General features: G+C 74.2%; 16 protein-coding genes, 2 tRNA genes and 1 pseudogene. 13 read left to right on the forward strand and 6 right to left on the reverse strand.

What is annotated here, in order from left to right; genetic code table 11:
• Positions 1 to 11: 11 nt before the first annotated feature.
• On the reverse strand, positions 12 to 689 hold the full coding sequence (locus ACQPYN_RS01490; protein ID WP_433032481.1) for a DUF1990 family protein: 678 nt from the start codon (positions 687 to 689) through the stop codon (positions 12 to 14).
• 64 nt (positions 690 to 753) lie between these two features.
• Between ACQPYN_RS01490 and ACQPYN_RS01495 the strand changes: the two genes are divergently transcribed.
• Together ACQPYN_RS01495 and ACQPYN_RS01500 are read left to right on the forward strand one after the other, a co-directional pair.
• The gene (locus tag ACQPYN_RS01495; protein ID WP_433032484.1) at positions 754 to 1503 is read left to right on the forward strand and encodes a DUF1990 family protein; all 750 of its coding nucleotides are present in this window, start codon (positions 754 to 756) and stop codon (positions 1501 to 1503) included.
• Positions 1504 to 1571: 68 nt separating this feature from the next.
• Positions 1572 to 2534 (forward strand): annotated as a pseudogene (locus tag ACQPYN_RS01500) (acyltransferase family protein); the annotation flags it as partial.
• A 59-nt stretch (positions 2535 to 2593) separates the two neighbouring features.
• On the opposite strand, the gene hisC reads toward ACQPYN_RS01500, so the two are convergent.
• Positions 2594 to 3646 (reverse strand): histidinol-phosphate transaminase, encoded by a 1053-nt coding sequence (hisC, locus tag ACQPYN_RS01505; protein ID WP_433032486.1) that lies wholly within the window; start codon positions 3644 to 3646, stop codon positions 2594 to 2596.
• A gap of 88 nt (positions 3647 to 3734) precedes the next feature.
• Here hisC and ACQPYN_RS01510 point away from each other — a divergent pair, with 88 nt between their 5' ends.
• Positions 3735 to 4487, forward strand: coding sequence for a dienelactone hydrolase family protein (locus ACQPYN_RS01510; protein ID WP_433032488.1), 753 nt, complete (start codon positions 3735 to 3737; stop codon positions 4485 to 4487).
• A gap of 81 nt (positions 4488 to 4568) precedes the next feature.
• A complete protein-coding gene (locus tag ACQPYN_RS01515; RefSeq protein ID WP_433032490.1) occupies positions 4569 to 6299 on the forward strand; it encodes a phosphatidylglycerol lysyltransferase domain-containing protein in 1731 nt (576 codons plus the stop codon).
• A gap of 295 nt (positions 6300 to 6594) precedes the next feature.
• On the opposite strand, the gene ACQPYN_RS01520 is transcribed toward ACQPYN_RS01515, so the two are convergent.
• Positions 6595 to 7626 (reverse strand): zinc-binding dehydrogenase, encoded by a 1032-nt coding sequence (locus ACQPYN_RS01520; protein WP_433032493.1) that lies wholly within the window; start codon positions 7624 to 7626, stop codon positions 6595 to 6597.
• A 157-nt stretch (positions 7627 to 7783) separates the two neighbouring features.
• Here ACQPYN_RS01520 and ACQPYN_RS01525 point away from each other — a divergent pair.
• The 4 genes from ACQPYN_RS01525 to ACQPYN_RS01540 all read left to right on the forward strand — a co-directional run bounded on the left by ACQPYN_RS01525 (position 7784) and on the right by ACQPYN_RS01540 (position 8894).
• Positions 7784 to 7873 (forward strand) — tRNA-Ser (locus tag ACQPYN_RS01525).
• A gap of 43 nt (positions 7874 to 7916) precedes the next feature.
• Positions 7917 to 7989 (forward strand) — tRNA-Arg (locus ACQPYN_RS01530).
• Between the two features lie 207 nt (positions 7990 to 8196).
• Entirely contained in the window at positions 8197 to 8550 is a 354-nt protein-coding gene (locus ACQPYN_RS01535; protein ID WP_433032496.1) for a VOC family protein, read from the forward strand.
• A 2-nt stretch (positions 8551 to 8552) separates the two neighbouring features.
• A complete protein-coding gene (locus ACQPYN_RS01540; RefSeq protein ID WP_433032499.1) occupies positions 8553 to 8894 on the forward strand; it encodes a VOC family protein in 342 nt (113 codons plus the stop codon).
• Between the two features lie 3 nt (positions 8895 to 8897).
• Here ACQPYN_RS01540 and ACQPYN_RS01545 read toward each other — a convergent pair whose 3' ends face one another.
• Positions 8898 to 9233, reverse strand: a complete 336-nt coding sequence (locus ACQPYN_RS01545; protein WP_433032502.1) for a hypothetical protein — start codon at positions 9231 to 9233, stop codon at positions 8898 to 8900.
• A gap of 292 nt (positions 9234 to 9525) precedes the next feature.
• On the opposite strand from ACQPYN_RS01545, the gene ACQPYN_RS01550 reads away from it, so the two are divergent.
• A complete protein-coding gene (locus ACQPYN_RS01550; RefSeq protein ID WP_274197339.1) occupies positions 9526 to 9771 on the forward strand; it encodes a hypothetical protein in 246 nt (81 codons plus the stop codon).
• A gap of 85 nt (positions 9772 to 9856) precedes the next feature.
• Here ACQPYN_RS01550 and ACQPYN_RS01555 read toward each other — a convergent pair whose 3' ends face one another.
• Complete coding sequence (locus tag ACQPYN_RS01555) at positions 9857 to 10030, reverse strand: CsbD family protein (RefSeq protein ID WP_433032505.1); 174 nt, start codon at positions 10028 to 10030, stop codon at positions 9857 to 9859.
• A gap of 30 nt (positions 10031 to 10060) precedes the next feature.
• Positions 10061 to 11005 (reverse strand): DUF3048 domain-containing protein, encoded by a 945-nt coding sequence (locus ACQPYN_RS01560; RefSeq protein ID WP_433032508.1) that lies wholly within the window; start codon positions 11003 to 11005, stop codon positions 10061 to 10063.
• Between the two features lie 80 nt (positions 11006 to 11085).
• Between ACQPYN_RS01560 and ACQPYN_RS01565 the strand changes: the two genes are divergently transcribed.
• The 4 genes from ACQPYN_RS01565 (at position 11086) to ACQPYN_RS01580 (ending at position 14092) form a co-directional block, all read left to right on the forward strand.
• Positions 11086 to 11736: a DUF1707 SHOCT-like domain-containing protein gene (locus ACQPYN_RS01565; protein WP_433032511.1), complete on the forward strand. Its 651-nt coding sequence runs from the start codon at positions 11086 to 11088 to the stop codon at positions 11734 to 11736.
• An 83-nt stretch (positions 11737 to 11819) separates the two neighbouring features.
• The gene (locus tag ACQPYN_RS01570; RefSeq protein WP_433032514.1) at positions 11820 to 12068 is read left to right on the forward strand and encodes a hypothetical protein; all 249 of its coding nucleotides are present in this window, start codon (positions 11820 to 11822) and stop codon (positions 12066 to 12068) included.
• Between the two features lie 516 nt (positions 12069 to 12584).
• Positions 12585 to 13601 carry a serine/threonine-protein kinase gene (locus ACQPYN_RS01575; RefSeq protein WP_433032517.1) on the forward strand — a complete coding sequence of 339 codons (1017 nt, stop codon included), beginning with the start codon at positions 12585 to 12587 and terminating at the stop codon, positions 13599 to 13601.
• Positions 13602 to 13723: 122 nt separating this feature from the next.
• The gene (locus tag ACQPYN_RS01580) at positions 13724 to 14092 is read left to right on the forward strand and encodes a hypothetical protein (RefSeq protein ID WP_274187184.1); all 369 of its coding nucleotides are present in this window, start codon (positions 13724 to 13726) and stop codon (positions 14090 to 14092) included.
• Positions 14093 to 14106 lie beyond the last annotated feature (14 nt).

Below are 14106 nucleotides of genomic sequence, written 5' to 3' on the forward strand. Positions count from 1 at the left end.
AACGCGCGCGCTCAGCCCGACGGCGCCACCACGACGTCGCCGGGTCCGACCCGGTCGGGCACGGGGCGCTCGGCCCCCGCGTACACCTCTGCGACCAGCCGGGCGAGGCGTCGGCCCGCCTTCGAGTAGAACCGCGTCTGGGTCCAGCGGCCGAAGACCCCGAAGCCGAGGGCGATCACCGGGTTCCGGATGCGGGCCCGGCTGGAGACGCCGGTGATGACGAACTCCACGCGCCCGGTGTCGAGGTTCTTGACCACCTCGTAGATCAGTCGGCCGCGCTCGAGGTGGTGCTCGAGCGTCCGGTAGCTCCAGCCCCACGAGCGTTCGCGGGTGCCATCGGCCCGGTCGCGGACCTCGTCGACCTCGACGTCGACGCGCACACCCATCGGGAAGCGCAGGACGACGAACCGGCCCTCCAGCAGCATGTCCCGGCCGACGAGCGGCGCGTCGGCGTGGAAGTACGCGTGCATGATCCTCGGGTCGGCGAACTCGTAGTCGTGCACGAGCCGGCACGCGATCTCGAACGGTCCGCCCGGTACGGGCTCGCCGGGCTCCTCGTCGCCGAGGAGGTGGCGTTCCCGATCGTGGTGCCAGCCGCGGCCGTCCGTCTCCGCCGGGTCGTAGTTGATGTCGTAGGCCGCGATCTCCCGCAGGCCTCGGGCGGGGTCGGGGTGGGGACTGAGTCTCACGGGCCGGTCCTCATGCAGTGGTCCTCACGGGTGGTCCTCACAGGGCGGGTCCTCACGACGGCGCATGCTGTCAGCGCCGGACGGCTACCCGCTCGGGGTGCCCCGACGCCTCGTGACCCGCCGCCCGCCGATCGGACGCCTCCGGCGCGTCTGGGGGGCGGCGGCCATGGCCGTCCGCCACCTGCGGACCCTGCCGGTCACCGAGCGGCACCGGGCCGAGGGTGACGCCACCGATCTGCCCGCACCGTGGCCCCTGGCCCTGGTCGATCGCCGGACGAAGACCGTCGCCGACGGCCACGGCCCGCTGTACCACCGGACGTTCACGGTGCGCGCCGTCGACGCGACGCACGGGGCCGCCGAGCTGATCGAGACGCTGTCGCAGGACCTCGACCGCGGGGTCCCGCCGCACGTCGTCACCTTCGCCCGCGAGCGCGGGGAGCCCGGCACGATGCGCGTCGGCGACGAGTACCGGGTGTACATGCCGGCGCCGTGGGACGGCCCGGTGCGCGTGCTGTCGCGCAACGCCTACGGCTTCCGCCTCGGGACCCTCGACGGGCACCTCGAGGCCGGCGTCATCGAGTTCCGGGCCTCCGACGACGGGGCGGGGGTCGTGACGTTCACGATCGAGGCCTGGGCGCGGGCGGGGGACCGGGCGGCGGAGCTCGTCTACCGGCGCCTCGCGGTCGGCCGTGAGGTCCAGGCCGGGCTCTGGCTGCAGTTCTGCCTCGGTGCCGTGCGTCTCACCGGGGGCCGCCGCGACGGGCCGGTGTGCGACGTCACGCGCCGTGTCCCCGCCTCCGAGCTGCGGGCCTGACGAACCTCAGGTCCGCCGTGGGGTCGTCTCAGCTCCTCCTCAGGGGGCGTTCCTAGCGTCCGGCCACGATGAGCCGATCCCGCCAGCTGAGCTGGGACGTGCTGCGCGTCGCCGCCGTGGCGAGTGTGGTCGTCCAGCACGCCACGTACACCGTCAGCGACGTGCTGCCGTGGGTGACGCCCACGCCGTTCACCTGGAGCATCCAGGCGGGCGCCAACACGCTGATGGTCGTCTCGGCGTACTTCGTCTGCGTCACGCTCGCGACGCGCCCGCCCGCGCGCTGGTGGGCCGACCGGCTCGCCCGTCTCCTGCCCGCGTACGCCGTCGCCGTGGTCGTCACCTACCTCGCGACCCTGTACGCGGCGCAGTACGGCTACTGGCGCCCCAGCGGTCGCGACCTCATCGGCAACCTCCTGCTGCTGCAGGGCTGGGACTCGCGCGTCACCTACATCGACCACTCGTACTGGACGCTGCCCGCCCAGCTGACGATGTTCACCCTCGCCGCGGTGGCGGCCGCGTGGCTCGGGCGCGACGTCTGGCGCCGCCGGTGGACGCTGCCGGCCGTCGCCTGGACCGTGATCGTCCTGCCCGTCGTGGTGATGCGCACGGCCCCGCCGGACGGCCTCGTCACCTCGGCGTTCGAGGGCTTGGTGATGTACCGCTGGCAGGTCTTCGGGATCGGGCTGGCCGTGTGGCTCTGGTCGCGCGGGCGCCTGAGCGCGCCGCACCTCGCCGCCCTCGTCGTCACCGGGCTCGCCGCCGAGTACGTCCACACGCCGGACCTGCCGTCGGTGCTGGTGCTCGCGGTCGCCGTCGCGGGGATCACCGCGGCGGCCGCCGGCCGCGACTGGAGCGTGCTGCGGGTCGGCGCGCTCCCGCGCGTCGTCACCTGGCTCGCCGGGCTGTCCTACGGCATCTACCTGGTGAACCAGCAGATCGGCTACTTCGTCGCCTGGGGCCTCGAGGCACGCTTCGGCGTCCACGGCTGGCCGCGGCTGGTGCTCGTGGTGGCCGTCGCCGTGGTGCTCGGCTGGGCGCTCACCGTGCTCGTCGAGCGCCCGGTGCACCGCTGGCTGGTGCGGCGGCCCCCTCAGCGCGGGAACGAGCCGGCGGCCGCGAGGAACAGGTCGACCTCCTCGGACGTCCCGGCGCTGACCCGCACGCCGTCGCCCGCGAACGCGCGGACGACCACCTTGTTCTCCAGCGCGTGCTCGGAGAACGCGGTGGCCCGGTCACCCAGCGGGAGCCAGACGAAGTTGGCCTGCGACGGCGGCACCTCGTACCCGAGGGTGCGCAGCTCCGAGGTCATCCGCCCGACCTCCGCGACCGCGCCCGCGCAGTCGGTGAGCAGCTCGTCGAGGCTCTCCAGCGCCGCCAGGGCGGCGGCCTGCGCCGGCGCGGACACGGCGAACGGCACCGAGACCCCGCGCAGCGTGGCGGCGAGCTCGGGCGGCGCGACGGCGTAGCCCACCCGCAGGCCGGCGAGCCGGTGGGCCTTCGAGAACGTCCGCAGCACGCAGATGTTGTCGAACTCCTCGGCGAGCGCCAGCCCGTCCGGGACGCGCGCGTCGCTGACGAACTCGCGGTAGGCCTCGTCGAGCACCACCAGGACGTCGGACGGCACGCGTGCGAGGAACGCCCGCAGCGCGTCCTCGTCGACCGCGGTGCCCGTCGGGTTGTTGGGGTTGCAGACGAACACCAGCCGCGTCCGGTCGGTGATCGCGTCGGCCATGGCGTCGAGGTCGTGGACGTGGCCCGGGGTCAGCGGGACGCGGACGGCCCGCGCGTGGCCCGTCAGGGCGACGATCGGGTAGGCCTCGAACGAGCGCCAGGCGAACACGACCTCGTCGCCGGGCGCGCACACCGACTGCACGAGCTGCCCGCACAGGGCGACCGACCCGCAGCCGACCGCGATGCGGGCGGGGTCGATGCCGTGGTGCTCGGCCAGGCGGGCGGTGAGGGTCGTCACGGCGATGTCGGGGTAGCGGTTGCCGGCCTCCGCGGCCCGCGCGATCGCGTCGAGCACGGCGGGCAGCGGCGGCAGCGGCATCTCGTTGCTCGCGAGCTTCACCGCGCCGGGCACGGTGCGTCCCGCCACGTAGGCGGGGAGGGCGGCGAGGTCGTCACGGAGTCGCACGGGCACGACGACCACGGTAGACGGCGTCGCCAGGGCCCTTCGTGATCGACGAGGTCCGCGGGACGGGACTCGCGGGACGTGGAAGGCTGAGGGGATGACGGGGACGCGCACGGAGACCATCCCCCTGGTCGACGAGACGCAGCTGAGGTTGACGATCGGTGAGCCCGAGGGCGCCGTCCGGGGCGGGGTCGTCGTGCTGCACGAGTCGCGTGGTGTCACCTCGCGGACGCAGGCGATCGTCGAGGCCCTCGCCGGGGAGGGGTGGCTGGCGGTCGCGCCGCACCTCTACCACCGCGACGATCCCGGGATCGACGAGCAGACCGGCGAGGACGAGGCCGTCGACCGCGCCGCGGCGGCGATCTCGGGGGAGTCGGTGCTCGCGGACTCCGACGCAGCCTTCGGGGTGCTCGCCGATCGGGGCGTCTCCTCCGACCGGATGGCGGTCCTCGGCTTCGACCTCGGCGCCACCGCCGCCCTCGTCGTCGCCGCGCAGCGCTCGCTCGGCGCGGTGATCACGGTCTCGGCGGCCGGCGTCGCGTCCCCGCTCGCCGAGGGTCTGCCCCGGCTGCTGGACGTGGTCGGCGAGCTGACCTGCCCCTGGCTCGGGCTCTACGGCGAGCGGGGCGACCCCGTCGACCCCGCCGACGTCGACCGTCTCCGCGAGGCCGCCCACGCCTCCGGCCGCGTCGTCGACGTCGTCGTCTACCCCTCGCGCGAGCACCGCTTCGACGCCGACGAGCAGGCCGCGGTCCAGCCCGATCCCCTGGACGAGGGGAACTCGGAGGAGGCGACCAAGATGGAGGCGCGCAGCCGGGTACTGAACTGGCTGGACGCGCATTTGCGCTGACGTCCTCGTGAGCGATCATCCGTGCCGGGGCACGGAGAGGTGCTCACACGACCGGAGGTCCCATTGGCGTCGGGGGTGCAGGTGGATCGCCCCACCGCGGCGGCCGCCGAGGGGCGCTTCGCCCGCTGGCGGGGGCGGCGCACCGCGCGCGTCGTCACCTGGGCGGCGCGCGTCGCCGGTCTCCTGACGATCCTGTCGCTGCTCACGCCCCTGCTGCGCCGGCGCCTGCAACCGGCGACCTGGTTCGGGCTGCCGCCCGAGGTCCCGCTGGTCGGCTCCGTCGTCGTCGCGACCCTCGGCGTCGGGCTGATGATGCTGGCCACGGGCCTGCGGCGCCGCAAGCGCCGGGCGTGGCAGCTCGCCGTGGTGGCGTGCGTCCTGCTCGTCGTCTCGCACGTCGTCGGCCGGCACGCGCTCGTCCCGACGGTCGTCGTCCTCGTGCTGCTCGCCGGGCTGCTGCTCACCCGTCGCGAGTTCACGGCCCTGCCCGATCCCGTGGGGCCGCTGGCCGCGGTGCGGGTCGTCGTCCAGATGCTCCTCGGCGGCTTCGCGGTCGTCGCGCTGTTGCTGCTGGTGCGGCCGTCGCTGCTCGAGGGCCGGCCGTCGACGGGGGAGATCCTGGCGCAGTCGGCGCTCTCGCTCGTCGGGGTCAGCGGGCCCGTGCAGTTCCGGGTCACCTGGTTCGACGACCTCACCGCCGTCCTCGGCCTGACGTTCGGCATCGCCGCGCTCGTGCTCGGTGGCTACTTCCTGCTGCGCTCCGCCGAGCCCCGTCGCACGCTCACCGATGACGACGCCGGGCGCATCCGGGCGCTGCTCGCCGGCCACGGCCGCGCCGACTCGCTGGGCTACTTCGCCCTGCGGCCCGACAAGGCTGTCGTGTTCTCGCCGTCGGGCAAGGCGGCGGTGCCCCACCGGGTCGTGGCCGGGGTGGCGCTGGCCTCGGGCGACCCGCTCGGGGACGTCGAGGCCTGGCCAGGCGCGATCACCGAGTTCCTCGCCAGCTGCCGGCGCTACGGCTGGGTGCCCGCGGTGCTGGGCTGCTCCGAGGCCGGTGCGCGGGTGTGGGCGCGCGAGGGCGGGCTCGACGCCCTGGAGCTCGGGGACGAGGCCGTCGTCGACGTCGCCACGTTCTCCTTGCAGGGCCGCTCGATGCGCACGGTGCGCCAGGCCGTCTCGCGCGTCCGCCGCGCGGGCTACGACACCACCGTGCGACGCCTGTCCGACATCCCCGCCGACGAGCTCGAGCACCTGCGCGAGCTCGTCGCCCGCTGGCGCGGCAGCCCGGCCGAGCGGGGCTTCTCGATGGCGCTCTCACGCACCGCCGACGCCGCGGCCGACCCGGACGCCGTGCTGGTCGTCGCCACCGCCGAGGGGGAGACGCGTGGGCTCCTCCAGTTCGTGCCCTGGGGTTCCGACGGCCTGTCGCTCGACGTCATGGTCCGCGACCCCGCGGTGCCCGACAACGGCCTCAACGAGCTGCTCATCGCCGACCTCCTGGGCGCCTGCCGGGGTCTCGAGGTCGACCGGGTCTCGCTGAACTTCGCGGTGTTCCGCTCGGCGCTCGAGCGCGGCGAGAAGATCGGTGCCGGGCCCGTCGCGCGCCTGTGGGCCCGCCTGCTGCGCACCGCGTCGCGCTGGTGGCAGATCGAGACGCTCTACCGCTTCAACGCCCGGTTCGGGCCCGTCTGGGTGCCGCGCTACCTGGTCTTCGACGCCGTGCGCGACCTGCCCCGCATCGCCGTCGCCGCGTTCGAGGCCGAGGGCTACGGCGGCCGCCCGCCGGCGCTGCTGCGGCTGCTGCGGCGCTGACTCCCTGTCGCAGCGAACGCGCTGTTCGCTGCTTCTATGCGCGCGAACTCCCCGTTCGCTCGCCGGAACGGACGAGACGGCCTCGAGCGGGCGGGGTGAGCGCTGGGGCCGGCAGAGCACGATGCCGCCCTGGATCGACGCGACGAGCCCGACGGCCAGGTCGCGAGGGACCCGATCGGGCAGGCGCATCGGCCCGCGCGCGTGGCGTGAGGGCCGGCCGTCGAATGAAGCGAACGGCACTCTCGCTCCATCCGACGAAGCGAAAGTGCCGTTCGTGTCGTCCCGGGGCTGCGGCTCAGGGCCGCACGAGCACCTTGAGGGCCTCGCGGTCGTTCATCGCGCGGTAGCCCTCGGGCGTCTCGTCGAGCGAGATCGTCCGGTTGAAGACCTTGCCCGGCTCGACCGTGCCGTCGAGGACGTCGGGCAGCAGCTCGCGCATGTTGGCCTGCGTCGGGGCGATGCCGCCCGCGACGGTGATGTTGGCCATGAACTTGCGGGCGGCGTTCGGGATCGTGCCGCTCTGCGGGACCCCGACGATCCCGACGTGGCCGCCCGGCTTCGTCACGTTCAGCGCGGTCGAGAGCGACTGGTCGTAGCCGACGGCCTCGATCGTCGAGTGGGCGCCGTCGGTGCCGAGCAGGTCGCGCACGTTCTGCTCGCCCTCCTCGCCGCGCTCGGCCACGACGTCGGTGGCGCCGAACTCGCGGCCGAGGTCGGTGCGGTCCTTGTGGTGGCCCATCAGGACGATCCGCTCGGCGCCCAGGCGCTTCGCGGCCAGCACGCCCAGCAGGCCGACCGCGCCGTCCCCGACCACGACGACGTCCTTGCCCGGCCCCACCTGCGCCGACACGGCGGCGTGGTGCCCGGTGCCGAACACGTCGGACAGCGTCAGCAGGCTCGGCATCAGCTCCGAGTCCTGCGGGACGTCGAGCGTCATGAGCACGTTGTCCGCGAACGGCACGCGCGCCGCTTCGCCCTGGCCGCCGTCGGTGTCGGCGCCCCAGGCGTTGCCGTTCGGGCAGGCGCTGGTGAGCCCCGCCCGGCAGTACTCACACGTGCCGTCGGCGTAGAAGAACGGGGCGACCACCAGGTCGCCCTTCTGGACGCGGCCCACGTCGGAGCCGGTCTCCTCGACCACGCCGATGAACTCGTGGCCGATTCGGTCGCCCTGCTCGGTCTGCTCGCGGCTCTTGTACGGCCAGAGGTCGCTGCCGCAGATGCACGAGTGCGTGATGCGCACGATCGCGTCGCTCGCGTTCTGGAGCAACGGGTCGGGGACGTCCTCGACCCGGATGTCGCCCGCTCCGTAGATCAACGTCGCCTTCACTGCGGTCCTTCCTCAGGGTGCGTTCGGTTGCGGGCTACCCATCTCCCGAGCGCGTGCATGCGAGACCGCGCACACGTCGATCGGGCCGGGGGGTGGCGGCCGAGCGGGTGGACGGCGGTGTGTACTGTTTCCCGACGGAGGCCCCAGGGGGACCTCGGGAGGCTTCGCCTAGTCTGGTCTATGGCGCCGCACTGCTAATGCGGTTGGGAGTTCGGCTCCCTCCCGGGTTCAAATCCCGGAGCCTCCGCGGCCGCGGTCCGGCAAGGGTCGAGGCTTCACAAGTACACACTGCGCCCGTAGCTCAACGGATAGAGCATCTGACTACGGATCAGAAGGTTAGGGGTTCGAATCCCTTCGGGCGCGCGCCGGTCGAGGCAGTTCAGAGGGGTCGCAGCAACGCTGCGGCCCCTTTGTTTTGCCCTGTGACGGCGACGGCTGACAGCAATGCCGCTCCACGCGCCACGTCCACGCCCACCGACATCCGCGAGTTCGGGCACGAGCTGGACCCGTCGCCGCTGAGCCTCCCTCTCTGATACTTTCAGGTCCTTAATCAGGACTTCGGAGGTGCCCATGGGACGCCCGGCCGTGTGGATCGACGTCACCGCGAGCGACGCCGGGAGGTCCCGCGCCTTCTACGCGGAGCTCTTCGGCTGGCGGCTCGACGTCGTCGAGGAGATCGACTACGGCCTGGTCGAGCCAGGCGCTGACGGTCTGGCCGGCGGCATCGGGCAGGCCGGCGAGGGCCACCGGCACCCCGTCGGCGCCGTCGCCTACATCCCGGTCGACGACGTCGACGAGGCGCTGTCCCGGGCGTCGGCGCTCGGGGCGACCACGGCCGTCGAGCCCTGGACCCTGCCCGGCATGGGCACGATGGCCGTCGTCCTCGATCCCGACGGCCGGCGAATCGGGCTGTGGGGGCCGTAGGGGTGGCGGTCGACCTCTTCGCCGGGCTCTTCGTGAGCGACTTCGAAGCCTCCCGACCCTGGTACGAGCGCCTGTTCGGCCGCGAGCCGGCGTTCCTCGCCTCGGACACGGAGGCCGTCTGGGCACTCGCCGAGCACCGGTGGCTCTACATCAAGCAGGACCCGGAGCGCGCGGGCCACGGCGAGCAGACGATCTTCTACGACGATCTCGGCACCGTGGTGGCGGGCGCCGGCGACCGAGGCGTCGAGCCCGCGCGGCACGAGGACTACCCGGGTGGCGTGCGCAAGATCGTCTTCCGCGACCCGGACGGCAACGAGATCGGGTTCGGCGGCGGGATCGGCTGAGGCTCAGCCCGCGCGGGGGACGGGCGCCGCGCGCACGACGTGGAGGCGCGCGGCCGCGCTCTCGGCGAGCAGGGAGTTGCGACGCCGGACGATGGCCGTCGCGAGGTCGCTGGCCTTCTCGCTGAGGCCGTCGGGGTCCTCCTCGACGGGCGAGTTCGCGGTGCAGTGCTCGACGACCTCGACGATCGTCATGAGAGCCCGGGCGAGTTCGTCGAGGGTCTCGCTGCACCGGTCGAAGCGGTCGCCGTCCGGCGGCTGGGTGCGCTCGTGCTCGAGCAGGTCCGCGAGCGCCTCTGACGCCTGCCTGGCGAGCTGAGCCGCCGCCTCGTCCTTCTCCACGTCCGCTCTCATCATCCGTCGGGGACGACATGAGGATGTCCGCTGGGAGACCGGCCCAACCTCCGTCGGCCGACCGACGGACGGTGACATCGGGCTCGTCCGATCAGTGTGGGAGGACCCGGCCGGCGGGGGGACACCGACCGGGTCCGTTGCCGATCACGGGGGGCATGACCGGCGGCGATCATCCTTGCATGTGCAAGTACATCCGCAAAGAGCGGGTCCGGACGATCCACGGGGTCCCGGAGGGCGTGCCACCATGGTCGCCGTCTGCGACGAGACGAGGGGGTGACGGGTGCGTATCCGACTCGCCGACGGTCCCTGTCAGGGCGACCACGATCTGACGATCGCCGAGGGCGCGAGCCTTCCCGAGGAGTTCCTGGTGCTGGTGGAGCAGGGTCCGCGCCAGAAGGTCAGCGAGATCCACGGCGGCTCGATCCCCGGGATCAACACCTTCGCGGTGCACCGCCTGGCCCGGCGCGAGGGCGACGGCACGCCGGTCTATTCGTTCGCCGGGCGACGCGAGTCGCGGGGCTACTAGAGAGCCCTACTAGAGAGACACGGCCCCGGACACACGAAAGCCCCGGGGACGGGGTCCCCGGGGCTCGTGTGGACGTGTGGCGGGATCAGGACTTGAAGGCGTCCTTGATCTTCTCGCCGGCCTGCTTGACGTCGCCCTTGGTCTGGTCCTTCTTGCCCTCGGCGCGCAGCTCCTCGTCACCCTGAGCGGTGCCGGCGGCCTCCTTGACCTTGCCCTTGAGCTTGTCGGTCTTGTTGTCGATCTTGTCGTCAGCACCCATGGACCCGGTGTACCCCGCCCGAGGGGGTGGTCAACCGCCCTCGGGGGTCAGCAGGACCCACAGTGGTCCGGGTGCGAACGGCACGGGGGCGCCGCCGGCGTCGAGGACGCGGGTCGGATCGGTCGGGGTCGGGCGCGACCACCGCGCGGGGAAGGCGCGGCCGTCGCGCAGCACTTCCGCCTCGCCCTCGCCGGTGGTGACGGCGTAGGGCGAGACCGCGCCGGCGGCGTCGCGGATGGCCGACGGCCGCGTCGTCACCTTCTGGACGAGCACGGTGGCGGCCCCGACCGGGTCGCCGCCGCCGGTCGGGACGACCTGGTCGCCGCCGGGCTCGACCACCCAGCGGCCGCGGACGGCGTTCCAGGTCAGGCCCACGATGGCCGACCCGAACGTCACCTCGCGGTGCCGGACGACCTCGCCTCCGGCGGGGGTCGCGCCGAACCGGAAGCCCACGTCCCGGGGTGGGGAGACGTCGACGGCCGCGGCGAGCAGGGCGCCGGGGTCGGCGTACAGGTTCACCGGCGCGCGGCGGTCGGGGTCACGGCGGAACGCCGGGGCCGCGGTCGCGGGCGTCACCGCGACGAGCGGGGCGCCGGCGAGCGTCCCGGCCAGCTCGGGGGCCGAGCCGGAGAACGCCAGCGCCGGGCGGCCATAGGCGCCGAGCACCGTGACGTCCGACTCACGCGCGCTGCGCACCGGACCGACCGTGGCCGGCAGGCGCGACGAGAACACCGCGAGCAGCCGGGTCGTGCCGCCCTCGACGGGCTCGACATAGACGACGTCGGCGTCCTCGACACCGGTCCACGGGCGGCCGGCGGGGGAGTTGTCCACCTTCACCGCGAGCACGGGAGCGCCCGACGACGCGGGCATCCCCGTCAACGGGGACACCTGCCGGCTCGCACCCGCGCAGCCGGCGGCCAGGGCGAGCACCGCTAGGACGAGCACCCCTAGGACGAGCACCGGGCCCCGCGGCACCGCCCACCTCCGTCCCGACTGACGTCTCATCTGGGCCGAGCGCTCCCGGACGGGTGCTCGCAGCGACCTATCATTCCGGTGTGACGTCCGCGAGCCCGGAGCCGGTGGATCCCGCGGGCCTGCGCGTCTCGGACACCGAGCGCGAGCAGGTCCAGCAGTTCCTGTCGCGGGCCATGGTGGCCGGGCAGATCACCCCGGCCGAGTACAGCGACCGCTCCGCCGCCGCGCTCGCCGCACGGGTGCGGGGCGACCTCGTCGGCCTGCTCGACGACCTGCCGGGGGCCTCGCTGCACGTCGAGCGCTCGGTCGACGTCCTCGACCTGCGCGCGGGGGTCGGCGGGGCGATCTCGCGGCGCGGGTACTGGCGGGTGCCGCCCGTGGTGCGCGTCCACAGCTGGGTCGGCGGGGTGACGCTGGACTTCACGGGCGCCGAGTGCACCGCGCCGGTGATCGCCGTCGAGCTGGCGACGGGGCTGTGCTCCCCGGTGCTCGTGCTGCCCGAGGGTGCCACGGCCGACGTCGACGACCTGAGGATCTCCGCGGGCAAGGTCCGCGACGACACGACCCACCGGCGCGAGCGGGGCACGCCGCACCTCGCGATCCGGGGACGGCACAGTCTCGGCGACGTCGTCCTGCGCCACCCCCGCAAGCCTCGGTGGCGGCCGGGACGGAAGAAGACCACCGTGACGCGTGAGGGTGACGGCGCGCCGGGTCGCCGCACCCGGAGCTGAACCGGTACCCCGGTAACCTCAAGGCACGGCGTCAGGAGGACGGACCGACCGCGGGAACGCGGACGGCGGGAGGGGAGGTCGGCGTGGGGCTGGCCGAGCTGGGCCCGGCGGTGCCCGTCCTCGTGGTGGTCGTCGCGGGCGTGCTGACCGCCCTGGCGATGGCCCCGTTGCACCGGCGCGCGGCCGCGCAGCGGCGCAGCGCGATGCTGGTCGACCGGGTGGTCACCGACCGCGTCGCGCGCCTGTCGGGGCCGAGCGCCGGCGCGCGCGCCGCCACCTGCACCGGGCCGCCGACCTGCCGGTGCCGCGCGCGATCGGCCTCACGGCGCTGACGGCCCTGGTGACGGCCGTGATCGGCGTGCTGACGGTCTCCCTCGTCGCCGACGAGCTCGCCGCCGGGCGCCGCCTCGCGATCCGCGGGCTCATCGCCCGTCTCGACGACGCGGGCCTGCCGGCCCCCACCACGAGCGGCCCGACCATCACGGTCGCCGGCCTCGTCGTCGTCGGCCTGCTCTCCCTCACGGTGGCCGGCCTCTACGTCGGCGGCCTGGACCTCGAGCGCCGACGCGCCATGCCCGTGACGCGGCCGTGGCCCGCCAGCCGCGGGAAGGCGACGCTGGCGCTCGGCCTGCTGCTCGGCCTCGTCCTCGTCCTGGCCGTCGGCGCCGCGGCGGTCCCGGGCGTCGGGTTGGGCGCGGCGCTCTTCCTGCTCGCCCACCAGGTCACCGCCCGCGCGGGGCGTCCCCGCGCCTGCCGCGAGGCGCCCGTCGTCCCCGAGGCCCTGCGGGCCGCGCGGCTCCCCGGTGCGCGAGCGGCGTCTGCTGCGCGCCCGTCGGAACGCGCCCGACGTGAGCCGCGCGCAGATCGCCCCGCCGGCGCCGTCCGGCCCGGCCCGGTCGGTGCCGCCGCCCCCGTCGCGGCCCCTCCCGCCCCCGCCGGTCGTCGGCCCGTCGACCCGCCTGGTCGACCTCGCCGCGCCCGAGCAGCCCCTGTCCCCGCACGATCCGCGCTCGGTCGGCGAGTACACGCTCACGGGGCGTCTCGGCTCCGGCGGGATGGGCACCGTCTACCTCGGCCACCGGGCGGGCACGCACGGCGTCGTCGCCATCAAGGTGCTGGCGCCGCACCTGCTCGACGACGTCGACGCCCGCACCCGCTTCCTGCGCGAGGGCCAGACCCTGCAGAAGGTCACCGGCGACTACACCGCGCGCGTCCACGGCGTCGGCTTCGACGGCTCGATGCCCTACATCGTCATGGAGCGCCTCGACGGGCCGTCGCTGCACGCCTTCGTCGCGGCGTCCGGGGCGGTCACCGACGGCGAGATGCTCACGCGCACCGCGATCGCGCTCGCCCGCGCGCTGGCGGCCCTGCACGCGGACGGCATCACCCACCGCGACCTCAAGCCCGGCAACGTCCTGCTGACCTCGGCCGGGCCGAAGGTCGTCGACTTCGGCATCGCCCGGGTCGTGGGCCAGACCCACCACACGCCGGCCGGGAACATGGTCGGCACGCCGGGCTACATGGCGCCCGAGCAGGTCACCGGCAACGGCGCCCTTCCCGCCACCGACGTGTGGGCCTGGGCCTGCTGCGTGGTGTTCGCCGCCCGCGGCGACCACCTCTTCGACGGCGACAACATCCTCGACATCGCGCGGCGCATCCTCGACGGCCCCGGGGCCGAGGCGTTCGGCGCCGTGCACCGGCTCTCGCCGCGGCTCGTCCCGGTGCTGCGTCGTGCCACGGCCCAGGATGCGTCCGACCGGCCCCGCGACGGCGCCGCGCTGCTGCGCCTGCTCGACCGCAGCGGCGCCACCTCCGCGGTGGGCCACGCCGGCTGGGACCGTCTCGTCGGCGGAGGCGTCCGGTGAGCGACGACAACGAACGATCACCACGCAGGCGCGCTGCTACGGTGCGCTCGCTCCGCCCGGCGCGCCGTCCGGGCACCCCTCGTGAGGACGGTGAGTGGTCGGTGGCCTCGTGGGACGACTTGGTGACCTGGGTGCGCCTGCGGTACGAGGTCATGGCGCAGAACACGAGCAGCCTCACGTTCCGGCTCCCCACCACCGAGGACCGCACGCAGCTGGTCTACGTGCACCACCGGGGCGAGGTCGACGGGCACGACTGGCTGCAGATCGAGTCGCCGATCGCCCGCCTCGACGAGATCGACACGCGCCGCCTGCTCGAGCTCGCCGAGGAGGCGGTCGTCGGTGGTGCCGTGGCGGTCGGCGGAGTCGCCGTGTTCCGGCACGCCACCCCGCTCGAGGATCTCTCGTTCGCCGAGTTCGACGCCCCGTTCCGCCTGGTCACGCACATCGCCGACCAGCTCGAGCACGCCCTCACCGGCACCGACAAGTACTAGGCCGCGGGAGGCCG

This window comes from Actinomycetospora sp. CA-053990, assembly GCF_050948445.1.
GTDB lineage: Bacteria > Actinomycetota > Actinomycetes > Mycobacteriales > Pseudonocardiaceae > Actinomycetospora > Actinomycetospora callitridis.

Excerpts from the sequence above, each read along its gene's own strand:
- ACQPYN_RS01495 (WP_433032484.1), top strand. The coding sequence starts at position 754 with ATGCTGTCAGCGCCGGACGGCTACCCGCTCGGGGTGCCCCGACGCCTC.
- ACQPYN_RS01510 (WP_433032488.1), top strand. The coding sequence starts at position 3,735 with ATGACGGGGACGCGCACGGAGACCATCCCCCTGGTCGACGAGACGCAG.
- ACQPYN_RS01535 (WP_433032496.1), top strand. The coding sequence starts at position 8,197 with ATGGGACGCCCGGCCGTGTGGATCGACGTCACCGCGAGCGACGCCGGG.
- ACQPYN_RS01555 (WP_433032505.1), bottom strand. The coding sequence starts at position 10,030 with ATGGGTGCTGACGACAAGATCGACAACAAGACCGACAAGCTCAAGGGC.